This window comes from Pedobacter sp. 05T44, from assembly GCF_056395985.1.
Genome location: NZ_JBFTKO010000017.1, coordinates 31,453 through 49,697, shown reverse-complemented (window position 1 = coordinate 49,697; position 18,245 = coordinate 31,453). Strand labels below are relative to the sequence as shown.

Annotated in this window: 20 protein-coding genes; 7 read left to right on the top strand and 13 right to left on the bottom strand. The window is 38.1% G+C overall.

Annotated elements, in window-relative coordinates; translation table 11 throughout:
- Nucleotides 1–27: 27 nt before the first annotated feature.
- Both recQ and kdsA read left to right on the top strand, forming a co-directional pair.
- Entirely contained in the window at nt 28–2,217 is a 2,190-nt protein-coding gene (gene recQ, locus AC1DDK_RS21420) for a DNA helicase RecQ (protein WP_172663177.1), read from the top strand.
- Between the two features lie 15 nt (nt 2,218–2,232).
- The gene (gene kdsA, locus AC1DDK_RS21415) at nt 2,233–3,048 is read left to right on the top strand and encodes a 3-deoxy-8-phosphooctulonate synthase (RefSeq protein WP_288883327.1); all 816 of its coding nucleotides are present in this window, start codon (nt 2,233–2,235) and stop codon (nt 3,046–3,048) included.
- 13 nt (nt 3,049–3,061) lie between these two features.
- Here the strand turns inward: kdsA and AC1DDK_RS21410 are convergent, their stop codons facing one another.
- Nucleotides 3,062–4,960, bottom strand: a complete 1,899-nt coding sequence (locus AC1DDK_RS21410; protein ID WP_337714826.1) for an OmpA family protein — start codon at nt 4,958–4,960, stop codon at nt 3,062–3,064.
- 50 nt (nt 4,961–5,010) lie between these two features.
- The gene (locus tag AC1DDK_RS21405; protein ID WP_172663174.1) at nt 5,011–5,634 is read right to left on the bottom strand and encodes a 7-carboxy-7-deazaguanine synthase QueE; all 624 of its coding nucleotides are present in this window, start codon (nt 5,632–5,634) and stop codon (nt 5,011–5,013) included.
- A 116-nt stretch (nt 5,635–5,750) separates the two neighbouring features.
- Between AC1DDK_RS21405 and AC1DDK_RS21400 the strand changes: the two genes are divergently transcribed.
- Nucleotides 5,751–6,083 carry a Rieske (2Fe-2S) protein gene (locus AC1DDK_RS21400; protein ID WP_216854490.1) on the top strand — a complete coding sequence of 111 codons (333 nt, stop codon included), beginning with the start codon at nt 5,751–5,753 and terminating at the stop codon, nt 6,081–6,083.
- Between the two features lie 113 nt (nt 6,084–6,196).
- On the opposite strand, the gene AC1DDK_RS21395 is transcribed toward AC1DDK_RS21400, so the two are convergent.
- The 6 genes from AC1DDK_RS21395 to AC1DDK_RS21370 form a co-directional block, all read right to left on the bottom strand.
- Nucleotides 6,197–7,078: a bifunctional 5,10-methylenetetrahydrofolate dehydrogenase/5,10-methenyltetrahydrofolate cyclohydrolase gene (locus AC1DDK_RS21395; protein ID WP_288883330.1), complete on the bottom strand. Its 882-nt coding sequence runs from the start codon at nt 7,076–7,078 to the stop codon at nt 6,197–6,199.
- Between the two features lie 116 nt (nt 7,079–7,194).
- The gene (gene lepA / locus AC1DDK_RS21390; protein ID WP_048905142.1) at nt 7,195–8,982 is read right to left on the bottom strand and encodes a translation elongation factor 4; all 1,788 of its coding nucleotides are present in this window, start codon (nt 8,980–8,982) and stop codon (nt 7,195–7,197) included.
- 33 nt (nt 8,983–9,015) lie between these two features.
- Nucleotides 9,016–9,756 (bottom strand): copper homeostasis protein CutC, encoded by a 741-nt coding sequence (locus tag AC1DDK_RS21385; RefSeq protein ID WP_172663172.1) that lies wholly within the window; start codon nt 9,754–9,756, stop codon nt 9,016–9,018.
- Between the two features lie 11 nt (nt 9,757–9,767).
- The gene (locus AC1DDK_RS21380) at nt 9,768–10,802 is read right to left on the bottom strand and encodes a glycosylasparaginase (protein ID WP_172663171.1); all 1,035 of its coding nucleotides are present in this window, start codon (nt 10,800–10,802) and stop codon (nt 9,768–9,770) included.
- 16 nt (nt 10,803–10,818) lie between these two features.
- Entirely contained in the window at nt 10,819–11,622 is an 804-nt protein-coding gene (locus AC1DDK_RS21375; RefSeq protein ID WP_172663170.1) for a nitrilase family protein, read from the bottom strand.
- Nucleotides 11,623–11,646: 24 nt separating this feature from the next.
- Complete coding sequence (locus tag AC1DDK_RS21370) at nt 11,647–12,792, bottom strand: methionine aminotransferase (RefSeq protein WP_288883333.1); 1,146 nt, start codon at nt 12,790–12,792, stop codon at nt 11,647–11,649.
- 67 nt (nt 12,793–12,859) lie between these two features.
- Between AC1DDK_RS21370 and AC1DDK_RS21365 the strand changes: the two genes are divergently transcribed.
- Complete coding sequence (locus AC1DDK_RS21365; protein WP_172663168.1) at nt 12,860–13,630, top strand: queuosine precursor transporter; 771 nt, start codon at nt 12,860–12,862, stop codon at nt 13,628–13,630.
- Between the two features lie 5 nt (nt 13,631–13,635).
- Here the strand turns inward: AC1DDK_RS21365 and AC1DDK_RS21360 are convergent, their stop codons facing one another.
- The 4 genes from AC1DDK_RS21360 to AC1DDK_RS21345 form a co-directional block, all read right to left on the bottom strand.
- On the bottom strand, nt 13,636–14,013 hold the full coding sequence (locus AC1DDK_RS21360) for a GreA/GreB family elongation factor (protein WP_172663167.1): 378 nt from the start codon (nt 14,011–14,013) through the stop codon (nt 13,636–13,638).
- Nucleotides 14,014–14,570: 557 nt separating this feature from the next.
- Nucleotides 14,571–15,020 carry an RES family NAD+ phosphorylase gene (locus AC1DDK_RS21355; RefSeq protein ID WP_172663166.1) on the bottom strand — a complete coding sequence of 150 codons (450 nt, stop codon included), beginning with the start codon at nt 15,018–15,020 and terminating at the stop codon, nt 14,571–14,573.
- Nucleotides 15,021–15,022: 2 nt separating this feature from the next.
- Complete coding sequence (gene parS / locus AC1DDK_RS21350) at nt 15,023–15,487, bottom strand: type II RES/Xre toxin-antitoxin system antitoxin (RefSeq protein ID WP_172663165.1); 465 nt, start codon at nt 15,485–15,487, stop codon at nt 15,023–15,025.
- Between the two features lie 42 nt (nt 15,488–15,529).
- Nucleotides 15,530–15,937 (bottom strand): response regulator transcription factor, encoded by a 408-nt coding sequence (locus AC1DDK_RS21345; RefSeq protein WP_337714824.1) that lies wholly within the window; start codon nt 15,935–15,937, stop codon nt 15,530–15,532.
- A 161-nt stretch (nt 15,938–16,098) separates the two neighbouring features.
- Here AC1DDK_RS21345 and AC1DDK_RS21340 point away from each other — a divergent pair, with 161 nt between their 5' ends.
- The 3 genes from AC1DDK_RS21340 to AC1DDK_RS21330 all read left to right on the top strand — a co-directional run bounded on the left by AC1DDK_RS21340 (nt 16,099) and on the right by AC1DDK_RS21330 (nt 17,992).
- Nucleotides 16,099–16,275 carry a hypothetical protein gene (locus tag AC1DDK_RS21340; protein WP_048905246.1) on the top strand — a complete coding sequence of 59 codons (177 nt, stop codon included), beginning with the start codon at nt 16,099–16,101 and terminating at the stop codon, nt 16,273–16,275.
- 61 nt (nt 16,276–16,336) lie between these two features.
- Nucleotides 16,337–17,332, top strand: coding sequence for an L-glyceraldehyde 3-phosphate reductase (gene mgrA, locus AC1DDK_RS21335; RefSeq protein ID WP_288883337.1), 996 nt, complete (start codon nt 16,337–16,339; stop codon nt 17,330–17,332).
- Nucleotides 17,333–17,338: 6 nt separating this feature from the next.
- Nucleotides 17,339–17,992 carry a YceH family protein gene (locus AC1DDK_RS21330; RefSeq protein WP_172663162.1) on the top strand — a complete coding sequence of 218 codons (654 nt, stop codon included), beginning with the start codon at nt 17,339–17,341 and terminating at the stop codon, nt 17,990–17,992.
- Nucleotides 17,993–18,006: 14 nt separating this feature from the next.
- Here AC1DDK_RS21330 and AC1DDK_RS21325 read toward each other — a convergent pair whose 3' ends face one another.
- Nucleotides 18,007–18,186, bottom strand: coding sequence for a hypothetical protein (locus AC1DDK_RS21325; protein ID WP_172663161.1), 180 nt, complete (start codon nt 18,184–18,186; stop codon nt 18,007–18,009).
- Nucleotides 18,187–18,245: the final 59 nt, after the last annotated feature.

The following is an 18,245-nucleotide window of genomic DNA, read 5'->3' as shown; positions in this document are numbered from 1 at the left end:
AATAGCACTGAATATTTTATACACGAAATGGATGTGAAAAAGTCGTTGTTTGACAACTTACAAACCTTTTTTGGTTTTGATAATTTTAAAGGTGATCAGGAGTCTATCATCACCAATATTCTTGAAAAAAGAAATACGTTTGTTATAATGCCTACAGGTGGGGGGAAGTCCATTTGCTACCAGTTGCCAGCTTTGATGGAAGAAGGAACTGCTATAGTGATATCGCCATTAATTGCACTGATGAAAAATCAGGTAGATCAACTAAGGGCATTTGGAGGAAGTGATAGTATAGCGCACTTTTTAAATTCTTCTTTAAATAAAACCGAAATTACTCAAGTTAAAAGTGATTTATTAAGCGGACAAACAAAATTGTTATATGTTGCTCCCGAATCACTTTCTAAGCAAGACAATATAGATTTCTTAAAATTGATTAAGATTTCTTTTGTGGCGGTTGATGAAGCCCACTGTATTTCCGAGTGGGGCCATGATTTTAGACCTGAATACAGGAAAATCAGGCAAGTGATACAAGGTCTGGGCGAAGATATTCCAATTATAGCCTTAACTGCAACTGCAACACCTAAGGTTCAGCAGGATATCATCAAGAATCTTCAAATGTCTGATGCGACCTTGTTTAAATCATCATTTAACAGGCCCAACTTATTTTATGAGATCAGGCCCAAGAGGGATGTCATTAAAGAAATCATCAGGTACATAAAATACAATACCGGTAAATCGGGGATTATTTATTGCCTTAGCCGTAAAAAGGTTGAAGAGGTTGCAGAAACCCTAAATCTGAACGGCATTAAAGCCCTACCATATCATGCAGGCTTAGAACCAAAGGTTAGAGCCGATACTCAGGATAGATTCCTTATGGAGGATGTAGAGGTTATTGTAGCCACTATCGCCTTTGGTATGGGAATCGATAAACCGGATGTGCGTTTTGTAATTCACCATGATATCCCTAAAAGTATGGAAGGTTATTACCAGGAGACTGGGAGGGCCGGACGCGATGGAGGAGAGGGAATTTGTATTGCTTTCTACGCTCAAAAGGATGTAGACAAGCTGGCCAAGTTTATGAAAGATAAACCGGTATCTGAACGCGAAATAGGTACTCAGATATTAAAGGAGGTTATTGATTATGCTGAATCCGGCGTATGCCGAAGAAAGCAGATCCTTCATTACTTTGGAGAGAACTTTAATGAGACCGGTTGTAATTGCATGTGTGATAACTGTAAGAAACCGAAAAAACTATTCGAAGCAGAAGAATCTTTGATGGTTCTGTTAAAGCTGATTAAAAAAATAGGAGAGAAGTTTGATGATGCCCACATCCTAAGCGTTATTTTAGGTAATGAAACTGCTCAGACAATTGCTTATGAACACAGTAAGCTTCCTGAATTTGGTTTAGGAGTTGTTGAGGGAGAGAATCATTGGAAATCACTTATCAGGCAAGCGGTATTAAATAATTTCTTATCTAAAGACATAGACAATTACGGTTTACTTGGGTTAACCAACGGCGGATTAAGCTTTATTGAAAATCCATATGCACTTAAGTTTGTCCTAAATGAGCCAATTGAAAGTGCAGCTGATGATGACGAAGATGATGTTAAGCATGGCAGCGGAGCGGTAGATGCTCAGTTACTGCAGTTGCTGAAAGATCTGAGAAAGAAAATAGCTAAACAAAAGAATGTACCTCCTTTTGTAGTGTTTCAAGATCCGTCTCTTGAAGAGATGTGCACACATTACCCAATTTCGATGGACGAGCTAAAGCAAATCTCGGGAGTTGGTCATGGAAAAGCGCTTAAATTTGGAGGATCTTTTCTTGAGCTTATCAAAAAATATGTAGAGGATAATGATATCGAGCGTCCTATTGATCTGATTATTAAAACACAGGCCAATAAATCACAGCTTAAAGTATCGATTATTCAGAATATAGACAGAAAAATTGGCCTTGAAGATATTGCAAAATCGAAGGGTATCACATACGATGATATTCTAAAAGAAGTAGAAGCAATTGTAAACTCTGGCACCAAGCTAAATCTTAGCTACTTTGTAGATGAAGTGATAGATGAAGACCGCCAGGATGAAGTATTTGATTATTTCCAATCAGCAGAAAATGATTCAATTGATGAAGCATTAAGAGAACTTGGAGAATCAGATTATTCTCGTGAAGAAATACAGCTGATGCGTATTAAATTCATGTCAGAACTAGGTAACTAACAATAAAAAACAACAATGATCAATTTCCCTTTAGATAATTTCAAAAATCAGGAATCAGGTAATTTCTTTTTAATGGCAGGGCCTTGTGCCATAGAAGGCGAAGAAATAGCCATGCGTATAGCCGAAAAGATAGTTGCAATAACGGATAAACTACAAATACCATATATTTTTAAGGGTTCATACCGCAAAGCTAACCGCTCTAAAGGTGATTCTTTTACTGGAATTGGTGATGAAAAAGCACTTAAAATATTAGAGAAAGTAAGTAAAACCTTTGGTGTACCAACGGTAACGGATATTCATGAAAATGATGAGGCAGCTATGGCTGCTGCTTACGTTGATGTGTTGCAGATTCCAGCTTTTTTATGCAGACAAACCGACTTGTTAATCGCAGCTGCCAAAACAAATAAGGTTGTAAACGTTAAAAAAGGACAGTTTCTATCCGCCGGATCAATGAAATTTGCTGTAGAAAAAATAGTAGAGGCGGGAAATAATAAAGTGATCCTTACAGATAGAGGCAATACTTTTGGCTACCAGGACCTTATTGTAGATTACCGTGGTTTGCCCGAAATGCAATCTTTTGGAGTACCTGTTGTTATGGACTGTACGCATTCATTACAGCAGCCAAATCAAAGCAGTGGTGTAACCGGAGGTAAACCGGCATTAATAGAAACAATTGCTAAAGCTGCAATTGCGGTGGGAGCTGATGGTTTGTTTATTGAAACACATCCTGATCCGGCAAATGCAAAATCAGATGGTGCTAATATGCTGCATCTCGATTTGCTCGAAGACCTTTTGGTTAAACTAATTAGAGTAAGAAAAGCGATTATTTAATCGCTTTTTTCTGTTAAAGCTTACTGATAACAAAAGAAGTCCTCCTGTTCAGCTTTCTATTTTCTTCAGTGCTATTGGATGTAATAGGTTTCGATTCACCGTACCCTTTGTAAGTTAAGCGCTCAGCCGCTATTTTATGTTCTAAAAGGTAATCATAAACCGCTTTGGCACGCTGCATAGAGAGTTTTTCGTTGTCCTTTACATTTCCAACATCATCAGTATGTCCCTGTATTTCAATGCTAATATTGGCATTGTTATTTAAAAGATCTACAAGTGTAGTTAATTCGGTAACTGATGCGGGTAGCAAACTATACTGGTTGGTGTTAAAGAATATGTTTTTCAATATTACATTGGTACCTACCTTTAGTTTTTCCAGCAAAATCTTCAGCAGAAAGGGTTTGTTAGTATAGGAACTATTCAATTCATAGTTTTCAGAATAAAACAAATAACCATCGGAGCTAGCGTTAAAGGCATAGTTTCCTCCAATTGGCATTACGGCAAGGAAATCTCCGGTTTCTTTAGAAGTATAATCGTTATATTCAGTTTTTCCATTTTTTAGGTTCACTACCTGAACCTTTGCTTCTACAAATGCACCTGTTTCTTTATCCTTTACAATGCCTTTTACATAAGTAATGGGGAGTGGTTTTTTATTTTCTGGCATTTTGAACTGGTAAATATCCATGTCGCCAAATCCTCTTTTTAAATTTGAAGAAAACAAACCTTCTGTGCCATCAGGAGTTACTATTAAGCCGGTTTCTTCATTAAATGTATTAATAGGATAACCTAGGTTTTCTGGTTTGCCCCAATGCCCGGCATCGTCTAATCTGCTTAAAAAAACGTCCTTATTTCCTAATCCGGGCCAGCCGTCAGACGAAAAATAAAGCGTTTTTCCGTCTGGATGTATAAATGGAGTATGCTCATCATATGGCGTGTTTATTTCGGGTCCAAGATTCTGAGGGACGCCCCAATACCCATCGCTTTTTAGTGTGCTTTTCCATATATCATAGCCACCTAAACCACCTGGTCGGTTGCTTACAAAATACAAAGTGGTGCCATCAGGACTAATTGCAGGTTGCGAATCCCAAAAAGGCGAGTTTAAAGGGGCACCGAGATTAAAAGGTTCGCCCCAGTTATTCCCTTCTTTATGACTAACATAAATGTCGCATCTGCCTAAGCCATCAGGTCTGTTGCATCCAGTAAAAAACAAATAAAGCCCGTCAGGCGAGATGGATTGAGCGCCCTCATTAAATTTTGAAGTGTTAATTTTATCACTCAGTGGAGTAGGGGTTGTCCATTCTTTATTAATTTTGGAAGAAATAAAGAAGTCTTCGTTTCCATCTATGTTTCTGCTAAAAATTAGTTTTTCTCCATCTGCAGTAATGGAAGGAAAGTAGTCTCTATAGCTTGAATTTATCTCTTTTCCAAGGTTAACCGGCTCGTATTTCTGTGGGGATTTTATTGCTAAAACGGCAAACTCACAATCTTTAAGGTATTTATTGGCTTTATTAATGAAATCTTTATCGTTGCCTTTGTAGTTTTTAATAAAGAGTTCAATGTGTTTTAAAGCATTCAAATAGTTGCCTGTATTTAACTCCGATTCAGCTAAACCATAATACAAACGGGGATCAGCTTTATCGGCTCCAAGATTTAAAGCATTCAGATATGCTGTTTTAGCTGCATCAAAGTTCTTTGTTCTGCGATTGATATCGCCAAGTTGTATAAAGGCAAACTGAAAAGACGGATCTTCTTTTACAGTTTCTAATAAAGCAGAAACTGCAAGGTCATAATTATCTTGCTTTAAATAATTCTGAGCTTTATCAAAATTGGTCTGCGCCTTCTTTATATTGGTAGTTTGGGCACCAGCATGTACAACAACAAAGAGTAAGAAGAACAGGAGTAACGTTTTCTTCATTGACGCTTATATTAACGATAATATTAAATATAGCGAAATAGATAGAAAACCTATGGAATATTTAAAAATTTATGTGTCTGTAAAGAAATTTCCCATTTCGGATTAGCCATTACATAATCAATAATCAATGGGGTAATCTCCTTTGATCTTGACCACTCAGGCTGTAGGTAAAGTTTACAGTTTTCGGAAACTGTTTCAGCATATTTCTCTGCCCATTCAAAATCACTTTTATTGAACACAATAACCTTTAATTCGTTTGCAAAAGGTGTAATATCGGGCCTTGGGGCTTTAAACTTCTTTGGCGACAAGCAAATCCAATCCCATTCTCCAGAAAGCGGGTAAGCACCAGAGGTTTCAATAAAGGTTAATATTTTTCGCTCACGAAGCTTTTGAGTAAGGTAATCGAGGTTATATATCAAAGGCTCACCACCGGTAATTACAACAGCTTTACCCGGAAAAGTATCGGCTTTAGCAACAATATCATCAGATAACGTAAGCGGATGTAGTTCAGCATCCCAGCTTTCCTTTACATCACACCAGTGACAACCAACATCACAACCGCCTAAACGAATAAAATAAGCTGCTTTACCTGTATTAAATCCTTCTCCCTGTATAGTGTAAAACTCTTCCATCAATGGAAGTAGCGTGCCGTCTGCTGGTATTTGATGTGCCATATATAAGGTTGCAAAGTTAAATAAATATCCGGGGGAAATTAGATTATATGTATATTGAGCGAATATAAATGACCTATCTGTGAAGAAGTTGTTTGAAATTTAATTAGAGTTCAATTTTGAAGTGGCATAAAATAGAGACAGAAATACCGGAGGAGGAATTTGTAAAGCAGATCAATGTTGATGGTAAAAAGCTCTGTCTGGTAAAGCATCAACAAAAACTTTTTGTAGTACAAAACACCTGCCCACATGCCGGCGGTATTTTAAGTGGCGGATGGTGTAAAAACGGGCATCTCATTTGTCCTATTCATCGTTGGGAGTACAACCTTGAAAACGGAAGAGGAGCAGAGGGACAGGGCGATTATATAGATATTTACCCGCTAGAAACAAGATCTGACGGGGTTTATGTAGGCTTTAAAGAAAGCTGGATTAAAAAACTTTTTGGAAAATAGGAGTAGGATCGTCATCTCGAACATAGTGAGAGATCTCTTGAATTGGCCTAACCAAGAGATCTCTCACTATGTTCGAGATGACGATTACAGAAGACTAGAGCATAGAAATTTACTTAGCGGTAAATTTCTTTTTTAGCTGATGCAAGTGTGTTCTTTAATAAACCAACAATGGTCATTAATCCAACACCACCCGGAACAGGCGTTATCCATGAAGCTTTCGGTGCAACATTTTCAAAATCTACATCTCCATAAAGTTTGTATCCCGATTTGGTAGTAGTAGAAGTTTCTCTGTTCATACCCACATCAATAACGATAGCACCAGGCTTAACCATGTCAGCGGTAATGAAGTTCTTTTTGCCAATAGCAGCAATAATGATATCACCCTGCAAACACATTTCTTTTAAGTTAGCAGTTCTGCTATGGGTAAGGCTCACTGTACAGTTACCAGGATTTGCATTGCGGGCCATAAGAATACTCATTGGGCTACCAACAATGTTACTTCTACCAACAACTACGCAATGTTTACCAACCGTATCTATTTGATAAGATTGCAACATCAGCATAATACCGTAAGGAGTAGCAGGAATAAAGCAAGGTAAATTACGCATCATGCGTCCTAAATTGATTGGATGAAAACCATCTACATCCTTACGATGATCGATAGCCTCAGTTACCTTTTCAGGATCAATATGTTTAGGAAGTGGAAGTTGAACAATTAAACCGTCAACACCGGCGTCCTCGTTAATTTCTTTAACTTTTTGCAACAGTTCTTCCTCGGTAACGGTAGCATCATATCTGATCAGTGAAGACTGGAAGCCAACTTTTTCGCAGTTTTTCATTTTGCTGGCAACATAAGTCTCACTTCCGCCATCATTACCAACAAGTATGGCTACCAGGTGAGGCTTTCTGCCACTCTCTGCTAAAAAATCTGCAGCTTCAACTGCTATTTCCTGTTTTATTTTCTCTGATACAAATTTTCCGTCAAGTAATTTCATCCTGGTGTTTAGTTTCTAGTATTTAGTAGGTAGTATTTAGTACTTAGACTAGTTGTTTATTCAAGCTGAATCCAGTCTAAGTACTAAATACTACCTACTAAATACTAATTTAAAAGTTAATCTAATTTCAATACCGCCATAAATGCAGTTTGTGGAATTTCCACATTTCCTACCTGACGCATACGTTTCTTACCTTGTTTCTGTTTTTCCAATAACTTACGTTTACGGGAAATATCACCGCCATAACATTTAGCGGTAACGTCTTTACGTAAAGCGCTAAGCGTTTCACGGGCAATCACTTTTGCACCAATAGACGCCTGTATCTTAATCTCGAATTGTTGACGAGGGATTAATTCTCTCAGTTTCTCACAAATTTTCTTTCCAAAATCGTAAGCATTGCTACGGTGAATCAACGAAGACAAAGCATCAACAGGCTCATCATTTAGCAGCATGTCTAGTCTTACCAGGTCCGACTTGCGGTAACCAACTTGATGGTAGTCAAACGAAGCATAACCTTTAGAAATTGTTTTCAGTTTATCATAAAAGTCAAAAACGATCTCTCCCATAGGCATTTCAAAAACAAGCTCCACACGATCTGATGTCAGGTAAGATTGATTTACAATAATCCCTCTTTTCTGAATACAAAGTGACATTACCGGACCCACAAATTCGGCCTTGGTAATAATATTTGCTTTGATATAAGGTTCTTCTACAGAATCCAATTTACTTGGATCTGGTAAATCAGAAGGATTGTTTACGGTAACTTCTTCGCCTTTAGTAGTGTGCGCGATATATGATACGTTGGGTACGGTTGTTATAACCGTCATGTCAAATTCACGCTCTAAACGTTCCTGGATAATTTCCATGTGCAGCATTCCTAAGAAACCGCAACGGAAACCGAAGCCTAAAGCCGCAGAACTTTCAGGTTCAAACACAATAGAAGCATCGTTAAGCTGCAACTTGTGCATTGCCTCACGCAATTCTTCAAACTCATCGGTATCAACCGGATAAATTCCGGCGAAAACCATTGGCTTAACCTCTTCAAAACCTTGAATTGATTCTAACGATGGTCTGTCAACAGTGGTTATCGTATCACCAACTTTTACTTCACGGGCTTCTTTGATCCCCGAAATAATATAACCTACATCACCGGTCTTAACAACACTGCGTGGCGACATATCCAGTTTCAGGATACCAACTTCGTCTGCTAAGTATTGTTTGCCTGTGTTTATGAATTTTACCTTATCACCTTTTTTAATCTGGCCGTTTACTACTTTATAGTAAGCGATAATTCCCCTGAAAGGATTAAATACAGAGTCGAAAATCAATGCCTGTAAAGGCGCGTCAGGATCACCAACCGGAGCAGGAACACGGTCTACAATGGCCTGAATAATATCAGGAATTCCCAAGCCCGTTTTGCCTGATGCAGGGATAATCTCTTCACGTTTACAGCCAATCAGGTCAATAATCTGATCTTTTACTTCCTCAGGCATTGCCCCAGGTAAATCCATTTTATTTAAGATCGGGATAATTTCAAGATCGTGCTCTAAAGCCAAATATAAGTTCGAAATGGTTTGTGCCTGAATCCCCTGAGATGCATCAACAATAAGTAAGGCGCCTTCGCAAGCTGCGATAGAACGTGAAACTTCGTAAGAAAAATCTACGTGTCCGGGAGTATCAATCAGGTTAAAATTGTATTCAATTTCACCAACCTTATAATTCATTTGTATGGCATGACTTTTAATAGTTATGCCTCGCTCACGTTCAAGGTCCATGTTATCCAATAACTGGGCCTGCGATTCGCGTTGAGTAATCGTCTCAGTGTATTCTAATAAACGGTCAGCCAAGGTGCTTTTCCCGTGGTCAATATGTGCAATTATGCAAAAATTACGTATATGCTTCATCAGTGGCGCAAAGATAAGATTTTGAGCGGATTATTATGCAGGTTTGTTGGCAAGCCCGATTAAATTTTTTACAGTCTCACTATCAGTAAGATCGTAACTAAATTCATCAGCTATGCTTCCCATACTCAATCTTGGGTTTCTGAACTGCATTTTGCTCTTTACGGCATGCCTTGCAGAGGCATGAAACTCTTTGGCGCCTGTTAATTTAATGATATCAGTAATATTACTTATAGAAACACCGGCACCCGGCATAATGATGATCCTTCCCTGAGCCTGTTTAATTAGCTTTGCAATTACACCTGCTCCTTTAAGCGCAGAAGATTCTCCTCCCGAAGTAAGAATTCGCTCACAGCCAAGTTCAATAATATCCTCTAAAGCCTTTTCCAGGTCATTAGTCATGTCAAAGGCTCTGTGAAACGTTACGGGCATAGGTTTAGCTGCAGCAATAAGCGCTGCGCATCTTTCTTTGTCTACACTGCCATCAGCTTTTAAGATACCTATAACTACTCCATCACAATTTAACGATTTGCAGATTTTTATATCCTCTTTCATTAGATCAAACTCCAAATCAGAGTATAGAAAATCACCTCCGCGTGGCCGTATAATAGGATATACCTTTATAGAAAGCATTTTTTTCGCCAAAGCGATCGTTGCATAACTTGGTGTTGTGCCGCCTTCAGGTAAATTATCGCATAGCTCAACTCTTATTGCACCACCTTCCTGAGCTGCAAGAGCAGATCTTACAGAATTGGCGCAAACCTCCATATTTACCATGATACTTAATATTAATAATAACTTTTTCCGGGAATTAAAAGGTCATCTTTCTGTTCAGTGCAAACGGCGTAACTAAAGCCTTTCTGAATAGCATAAGCGCCATATTCTCCTTTTTTATTGATGGCAAGAAAGCCCACCTGTATCACCTTTGCAATTTCAGGTTTCTTTTTAATGATTCTCATTACAGCCTCTTTGCAGGCGTCTTCGGGCGAATAGCCCTGGCGCATTAGTTCTACTACCAGAAAGCTTCCAACGTTACGGATCACTTCTTCGCCAACACCGGTAGAGGTAGCACCACCAACTTCATTATCCACATATAAGCCAGCGCCAATTATTGGGCTGTCGCCTACACGGCCATGTAGTTTATAAGCCATTCCGCTGGTTGTACATGCACCGGAAATATTTCCTTTTGCATCAATGGCCAGCATGCCAATAGTGTCGTGATTGTATTGATTGCCTGGCAATTTAGTAGGAGCAGCTTTTTGATAGAGCTTGTTCTCAATATTCATTACCGGGGCATATTTTGCGGTTTTAAGCCATTCTTTCCAGGCCTTTTCACTTTCTTTGGTAAGTAAATTTTCCTTTTTAAAACCGTTTTCTAAAGCAAACTGAAGTGCACCATCGCCAACAAGCATTACATGTGGTGTTTTTTCCATTACCAATCTGGCAACAGAAATTGGGTGCATAATATGTTCCAGGCCTGCTACAGAACCACAATTACCCTGTTCGTCCATAATACAGGCATCAAGTGTAACGTGCCCGTCTCTGTCTGGCAAGCCACCATAGCCTACAGATTGGTTCTTTGGGTCAGCTTCTGGCACGTGAACACCTTGTTCAACTGCATCTAGCGCTCTGCCGCCCGAAGACAGTACTTTCCATGCTGCCTGATTAGCAGCAATTCCAAAATCCCAGGTAGAGATTACGATAGGTTTAACATCAATTGAGGTTGATTTAGCCGGAATTATTTCGGCTATACTACTTTTATTAACAGCAAGAAGCGAAGCCGATATTGCAGTTGTTTTTATGAATTTTCTACGATTAAACATTTTAGGTTTAAAGTAACTAAATAATTTTAAAATTATCAGCATCTCTTAGAAAAGGAAAACTATGGCGGGTTTTAACCAAGTCATCGTAACCTATGCTAAAGGTGTATAGATCTTCATCTTCAGGTTTGTAATAAACAGTTTTTCCCATTGGGTCAATACATTGAGAATGACCACTGTGATAAACTTCTTTTCCATCATGACCAACCCTGTTTGCAGCAATCACATAACTTTGATTTTCGATGGCACGGGCAGGTATAAGTGCATTCCAATGGCTCGATCTTTTATCAGGCCAGCTTGCAATTAATAATAGTATATCATATTCTGCGTTCTGATTGCGCAGCCATACAGGGAAACGAAGGTCGTAGCAGATGGCTAAACGTATTTTCCAGCCTTTTAAGTCTACAATCACTTTGTCGTGGCCAGGCGTGTAAGTTTTATCTTCATCACCTAAACCGAAGAGGTGACGTTTATCATAATGGCTGAAACTACCATCCGGCAACATCCATATTAAGCGGTTAAAATATTTATCGTTTTCTTTTATAATTAAACTTCCGGTAACAACGCAATCGTATTTATCGGCTGTCTGGGCCATCCACTGCATTGTTTTTCCGTTCATTTCTTCGGCAAGTGAAGCAGCATTCATGCTAAAACCTGTGTTGAACATCTCTGGAAGTATGATCAGATCTGTTTTCTCTTTTATCCCCATTGATAATCTAAGGGCAAGGTTCTGTAAGTTTTTATCTATGTTTTCCCAAAACAGATAGGCCTGATAAATTGTAATTTTGAGATTGCTAATATTCAGGTTATTTGGTTGATCCATTATTCTAATTTAAAGGGATGTAAATTATAACTTCATTAGTCCTTCAACGGCTTTTTCTAATGTTTCGTGCTTTTTAGCAAAACAAAAGCGTAATACTTTATGATCTGTTTTTCTAATGTAGAAGGCCGAAACAGGTATGCTCGCTACTCCATTTTCCCTGACAAGCTTTTGGGCCATATCCGTATCTTTCTCGTCATTCAAGTGAGCATAGCTAACACATTGAAAATAAGAACCATGACAAGGTAATAATTTAAATTTAGTTTCGCCAAGTAATGAACGGAAGAAATCCCGCTTTTCCTGGAAAAATTCGGGTAATCCGTTATATGTTTCAGGGTCTTTAAGGTAATTAGCTACACCTACCTGCATTGGCGTGTTTACACTAAAAACGTTGAACTGGTGTACTTTACGAAATTCCTTCATTAAGTTGGCAGGAGCAAGGCAGTAGCCGAGTTTCCATCCTGTTGTGTGTAGTAATTTGCCAAATGATGCTGCAATAAAACTTCTGTCTCTTAATTCGGGATATAAAGCCAGGCTATGATGTTTTATACCATCAAATATGATATGCTCATACACCTCATCACTAAGAATAAGTATATCTGTATTCTTAGTGAGTTTAATAAGCGCTTTGATGTCCTTTTCCGTTAAAATACTGCCAGTAGGGTTATGGGGACTATTTAAAATGATCATTTTGGTATTCACAGTAAATAGTTTCTTTACCATTTCCCAGTCGATCTCATAATCCGGTGGCACCATTTCGTAAGGCTTTACCAGTCCGCCCAATAATTTAATTGCAGGGGCATAGGAGTCGTAAGCCGGCTCAAAAATAATTACTTCGTCACCAGCAGTAATGCACGAAGATAGTGCCGTAAAAATAGCCTGTGTTCCACCTGCGGTAACCGTAACTTCAGTATCCGGGTTATAATCAGCATCATAAAGCGTATTTGCCTTTTCTGCAATAAGTTCCCTAAGCGATTGTAATCCGGGCATAGGAGCATACTGATTAAAGCCCTTCTTCATTGCATCAGCTACAAAATCTACCAGTTTAGGATCACAGTCATAATCTGGAAATCCTTGTGATAGGTTTATCGCATTATGTTCTTCAGCAAGTTTAGACATCACCGTAAAAATAGTGGTGCCAACTGTGGGTAATTTGGAGTGTATTGATATCATGTTTAAGCGAAAATAGAAATAATATTTATCCTGTTATATCAGAATTATTTAATAATTTCAACCTGCTATGACTTTTAAAACAAAAGAGAGCAGGTTACTGCTTATTTTAGGGAGCTTCTTTGTCGCGAACGCCATACTCTCGGAGTTTATTGGTGTAAAGATATTTACAGTTGAAGGTACGCTTGGTATCGAAAAGTTCAATATTAATTTACTGGGAGTACCCAATCTTTCCTATAATATGTCGGCCGGTGTGTTAACCTGGCCCATTATATTTATCATGACTGATATTATAAATGAGTATTTTGGAGTGCGACAAGTTCGTTATTTATCTATTCTAACGGCCATTTTAATAGCATATGCCTTTATTGTTGTAGGTGGAGCTATGCAGTTAAAGCCTTCCGATTTTTGGGTTACACAAACCATTAATGGCGAATCACTAAATATGAACAATGCGTTTGCCGGTATATTTGGGCAGGGTATGTGGATCATTGTGGGCTCTATTGTTGCTTTCCTTGTAGGCCAGATTGCTGATGTGCTTATTTTTCATAAAATTAAGAAAGTTACCGGCGACAAGGCCTTATGGTTACGTGCCACCGGTTCAACATTAGTTTCGCAATGCATTGATAGTTTTGTGGTTATCTTTATTGCTTTTTATCTTAACCCCCAATACCACTGGAGCTGGCAAATGGTTGCCGCAATAGGCCTGGTAAATTACACCTATAAGTTCGTGGTAGCCATTTTAATGACTCCCATATTGTACGTTGTTCATGGGATTATAGACAGATACCTTGGAAAAGACCTATCTCATCGGATGATAACAATGGCAGGCAGGAGGTAAGTGGGTTACATCCTGTTTACCGATAGTATTTTGAATTCCTGTAAACCATCTGGCATTTCCCAGGTAATAATGTCGTTTGTTCTATAGCCAAATAGTGCAATTCCGATGGGAGCGAAAACAGATACCTTTTGAACCTTAATGTTTGCTTCTTCGGGCATTACAAGTTTAAAGGTAAATTCTTTACCGGTTTTGGTATTCGCTATACGGGCTTCAGATTTTAAACACACCACATCAGAAGGAAGTTCCTCTTCCGAATATATGGTGGCTTCTTTTAATTCGTTGCTTAATTTTTCTTTGTTATAAGCGCTCATATTTGATTTTTCCAGATGTTCCTTTAATAATTTAAAGTCGCTTTTTGATAATGACAATGATTTAGTTTCCATGATCGTGAATATGTTGTGAATTAATATTTTATTATATTTTTTAAAAAAATTGAATACGCGATTCAGGCTTTTGCTGAAAAGGCATTAAAATTGAAATGAAGAATGAGAAAAAGCAGATTTTTATCAGGTGCTTTTAACCCCCGCATCGAAAAAAGAAAATCGAAATGATACGGGGCTTAATTAATAAAGTCCTTGCTGGTGGTTTGAAAACTAAAACCGAAAGGATAGTTTTCTCTAAAAAACCTTTTGAAAAGCGCATACGCATGTAGCTGATGCCTGTTGTAGGCGCCAATAATAGCTTTTTGTATGTTCTTTTGGTAATTCATTGCTTGCTAATGTCGCCACCTTTTTCCTCATTTCAAAAGAAAATCGGTTTTTACAATAAAAAATGATCTGGAGTTTACTTACCGAAAGCCCTGGCGTAATGATGAAAGTGCGCTACGTCGAGGAATAGGTTGCTAGGGCCTTGGTAGGGCCTTACTAGGGCATTACTAGGGCGTTGACTGGACTTAAGGCCCTAGTAATGCTCTGGTGATGCCCTAGCAATGGATACGTAATTAGCTTTTTATTCTTCTGTCAAAAACAAAAGGTTCCGATTTTAATAATTTTATCGATTTAAAATCCGGATGGTTGGGATTTATCAGGTAATTGTATTCTGCTATAATGATAGAAGAGGGGACTTTTAAAATGGCAGATTTGCCCTCGTTGATCCAGTCTTCCCCAATTTTTTGAGTTAATGGTATATTGTGGTATTCAATCCAATTACCTGGTAATTTTTTAATATCTACAGGGACGATTCTTATGTCGTCGGGGATTTCTATAGTCATTACCTGAAAAGATTGGTTTAATCCTATTTGATTTCTGTGGACAACATTTTCCAGGCAAGCCAGTGAGCGCGAGCCTGCGCTGTATATTACTTCTACATCGTTAGGATTCCAGCGTGCGGCTCTGCCCGAAGCAAACAACTTGGTGGCATATTTAGCTAATGCTATACGAAATACATGCATAATTAAGCTAAATCACCATATTCAATCCTTATCAGTTCTTCTTCAATTAGGGTAATACCGGTAATGGTATCCATAAGATCGAAAGGGGTTTGGTTGCCAAGACCATATGAAGGAGTGTTTAGCCACTGATGAAAAAGTTTTGCAGATCCAAAAATTTCGATGCCTTTATCAAAAAGAGAAAAAGATTTTAAAAGCTTTTCACTTAAAGCGGCATCTAGCTTTGATGAATTCGAAACGTAATTTTGTATAGTTTTTACATTTGTTTTAAAAGTATCCTGAAATTCTTCTTTGGTGAAACCCGAAAGATTAAGAAAATCAATGGCGGCTTTTGCTGATAACCCATTTTTAGAATTGGTAAGAACACTTATTGGGTTGCCATATAACGATTGGTAAGACGCAATAACTGCGCTTTCTGAAACAACAGATACTTTTGACTTTGTTTTGTATGGTTTTGGAGTGTTTGCCATAATGCTTTTATCTAGTGCAAAACAAATATAGGAATTTTTTCCTTAATTATTGGAATTTTTTCTCGTTTGTTTTTGTTGATAATCATCATGACCATTTAATACCCTCTTTACGGAGTTGAGCATGTCATCCAAATCAAAGGGTTTGCTGATAAATCCATTGGCGCAGGCTTCTTCTAAAACCGCTCTTTCGGCAGCATGTGCCGACATAATTATAATTGCAATATGGCTCGTTTTTTTATCGGTTTTTAAGTTTCTGCAAATATTTATACCATTACCATCGGGCAATTTTACGTCTAAAAGTATCAATTCAGGATGTTGGACAGCTACTTTTTCATAAAAATCTTTTGCAGTCCCAGAAGTCACAACCTCATAACCGGCTTCTACCAATACGTATTCAACTATAAAACGGATATCTTCGTCATCCTCAACAACATGTATAAGTTCAACCATGGCATAATCATTTGTTTAGTTCGCTTTAGAAAATAACCTGTGAACTTATAAAAGGTTTTAAAAAAAAAGAGTTCGGGTACAAAAAGTGCAATAGAAGTGAAGTTATGCGCGTTTATTTCCAAAATAATATATATTTGGCTTATAAATTAAAAAATCAAAACATGGAAAAATTTTCAAAAGTTAAAGAATTGTTAGCTTCTGTTGAGGCTGATGCTGAGAAATTTTACAATTCTGGCAACAATGCAGCTGGAACAAGAGTACGTAAAGCTATGCAAGATTTAAAAGTTCTTGCTCAAGAAATTCGTGCTGAAGTTACAGAGAAAAAAAACGCTAAATAAGTATTAATTTATTTAAATATCAGTAGCGGTTTTTGCCGCTACTGAATATTTTATCTATTATATGCCATATACACCCAGTTCCAGCCGATATACTCAAATGCAATACCGCCGCTGCGGTAACAGTGGGTTAAAACTTCCAGCAATTTCATTAGGCCTATGGCATAATTTTGGTCATGTAGATCAATTGGAAAATTGCAGTAACATATTAAAACTCGCTTTTGATAGTGGTATTACTCACTTCGATCTTGCTAATAACTACGGTCCGCCTCCAGGTTCAGCCGAAGAGAATTTTGGTAAGCTATTAAAGAGAGATTTTGCCGGTTACAGAGATGAAATGATCATTTCAAGTAAAGCTGGTTATACTATGTGGGATGGACCTTATGGCGATTGGGGCTCTAAAAAGTACCTGGTGTCAAGTTTAGATCAGAGTTTAAAAAGAATGGAGCTAGATTATGTTGATATTTTTTATCACCATCGTCCGGATCCCGAGACTCCGCTTGAAGAAACTATGACAGCATTAGATCTGATCGTTCGTCAGGGTAAGGCATTATACGTAGGTATATCTAATTATAAGCCGGAAGAGGCCGCGCGTGCCATCCAAATTTTAAAAGAACTGGGTACCCCATGCATTATCCATCAGCCAAAATACTCTATGTATGAGCGTTGGATAGAGGACGGTTTATTAGACCTTTTAGGTAATGAGGGTGTTGGCTGTATCCCATTTTCTCCATTGGCCCAAGGGATGCTTACCGATAAGTATCTAAAGGGTATTCCTGAGGATTCGAGAGCAGCAAAGTCTCACGGATTTTTACAACGCGATCAAATTACTGACGAAAAATTAGCTCAGCTTAATAAACTGAATGCAATAGCTCAGGAAAGAGGACAAAAATTGGCTCATATGGCGCTGTCGTGGATTTTACGCGACGAAAGAATTACTTCTGTATTGGTAGGCGCAAGTAAACCTGAGCAGCTTGCTGATTCATTAAAGTGCCTTGAGAATACCAATTTTACTAAAGATGAATTAAACAGGATCTATCTTATTTTATCTAATTCTTAAGAATTAATGGATTCACCACAGACCCTGCCGGTTTTAAATGCCGAAGAACTTCGTGTTTTAGGTGTATTAATGGAGAAATCCAAGACTACGCCTGAGTATTATCCAATGACCATCAATGCAATTACGGCTGCTTGTAATCAAAAAACTTCGCGTAAGCCGGTTGTACAATACGATGAGCAGACGGTAATATTGGCTCTTGATACTTTAAAAAGAAAGAGTTTAATTTCAACTGCAACAGGTGGTTCCAGCAGGAGCGTTAAGTACAAACATAATTTTGCTATTGTTTTCCCTGTAACGCCTCAGGAAGTAGCTATTATTTGTTTGTTAATGCTAAGAGGTGCACAAACACCTGGTGAATTAAATACGAATTCGGGCAGGTTATATGAGTTTGAATCGCTGGACGATGTGCAGGCTGTACTTGAAAGACTCTCAGATCCGGAAATGCCTTATGTTTTGCAGTTACCTAAGCGTGCCGGGCAAAAGGAAATGCGTTATGTGCATTTGTTGAGCGGAACCCCCGATCTAACACAAGATGATTCGATAGACGATAATTACAGCAGACCTGCAAGTGATTTGGAACAGCGGCTGGCAAAAGTAGAAGAGGAGCTTGCAATAATGAAAGCTGACTTTGATAAACTTATGAAAGAATTGATGGGGTAAATTTTACCTCAATACTACTTCTTTGCAAGAGTTTTGGCAGAATCCGTTCTAGTAGTGTCTGTAGCTATAACTGCAGTGCTATCTGTTTTTGCTTCAGCAACCTGAGGCTCTGGTGCCCTTAGTTGCATTTTTTGTGTATCACCGCAGGCACTTAGCAGCAATAAAAGACCAAAGAGAGGTAGAATACTTTTCATAAGTTTTGACTAAATAGTTAATTTAGTCAAAAGTATATACTAATTTTCAAAAGTAATTA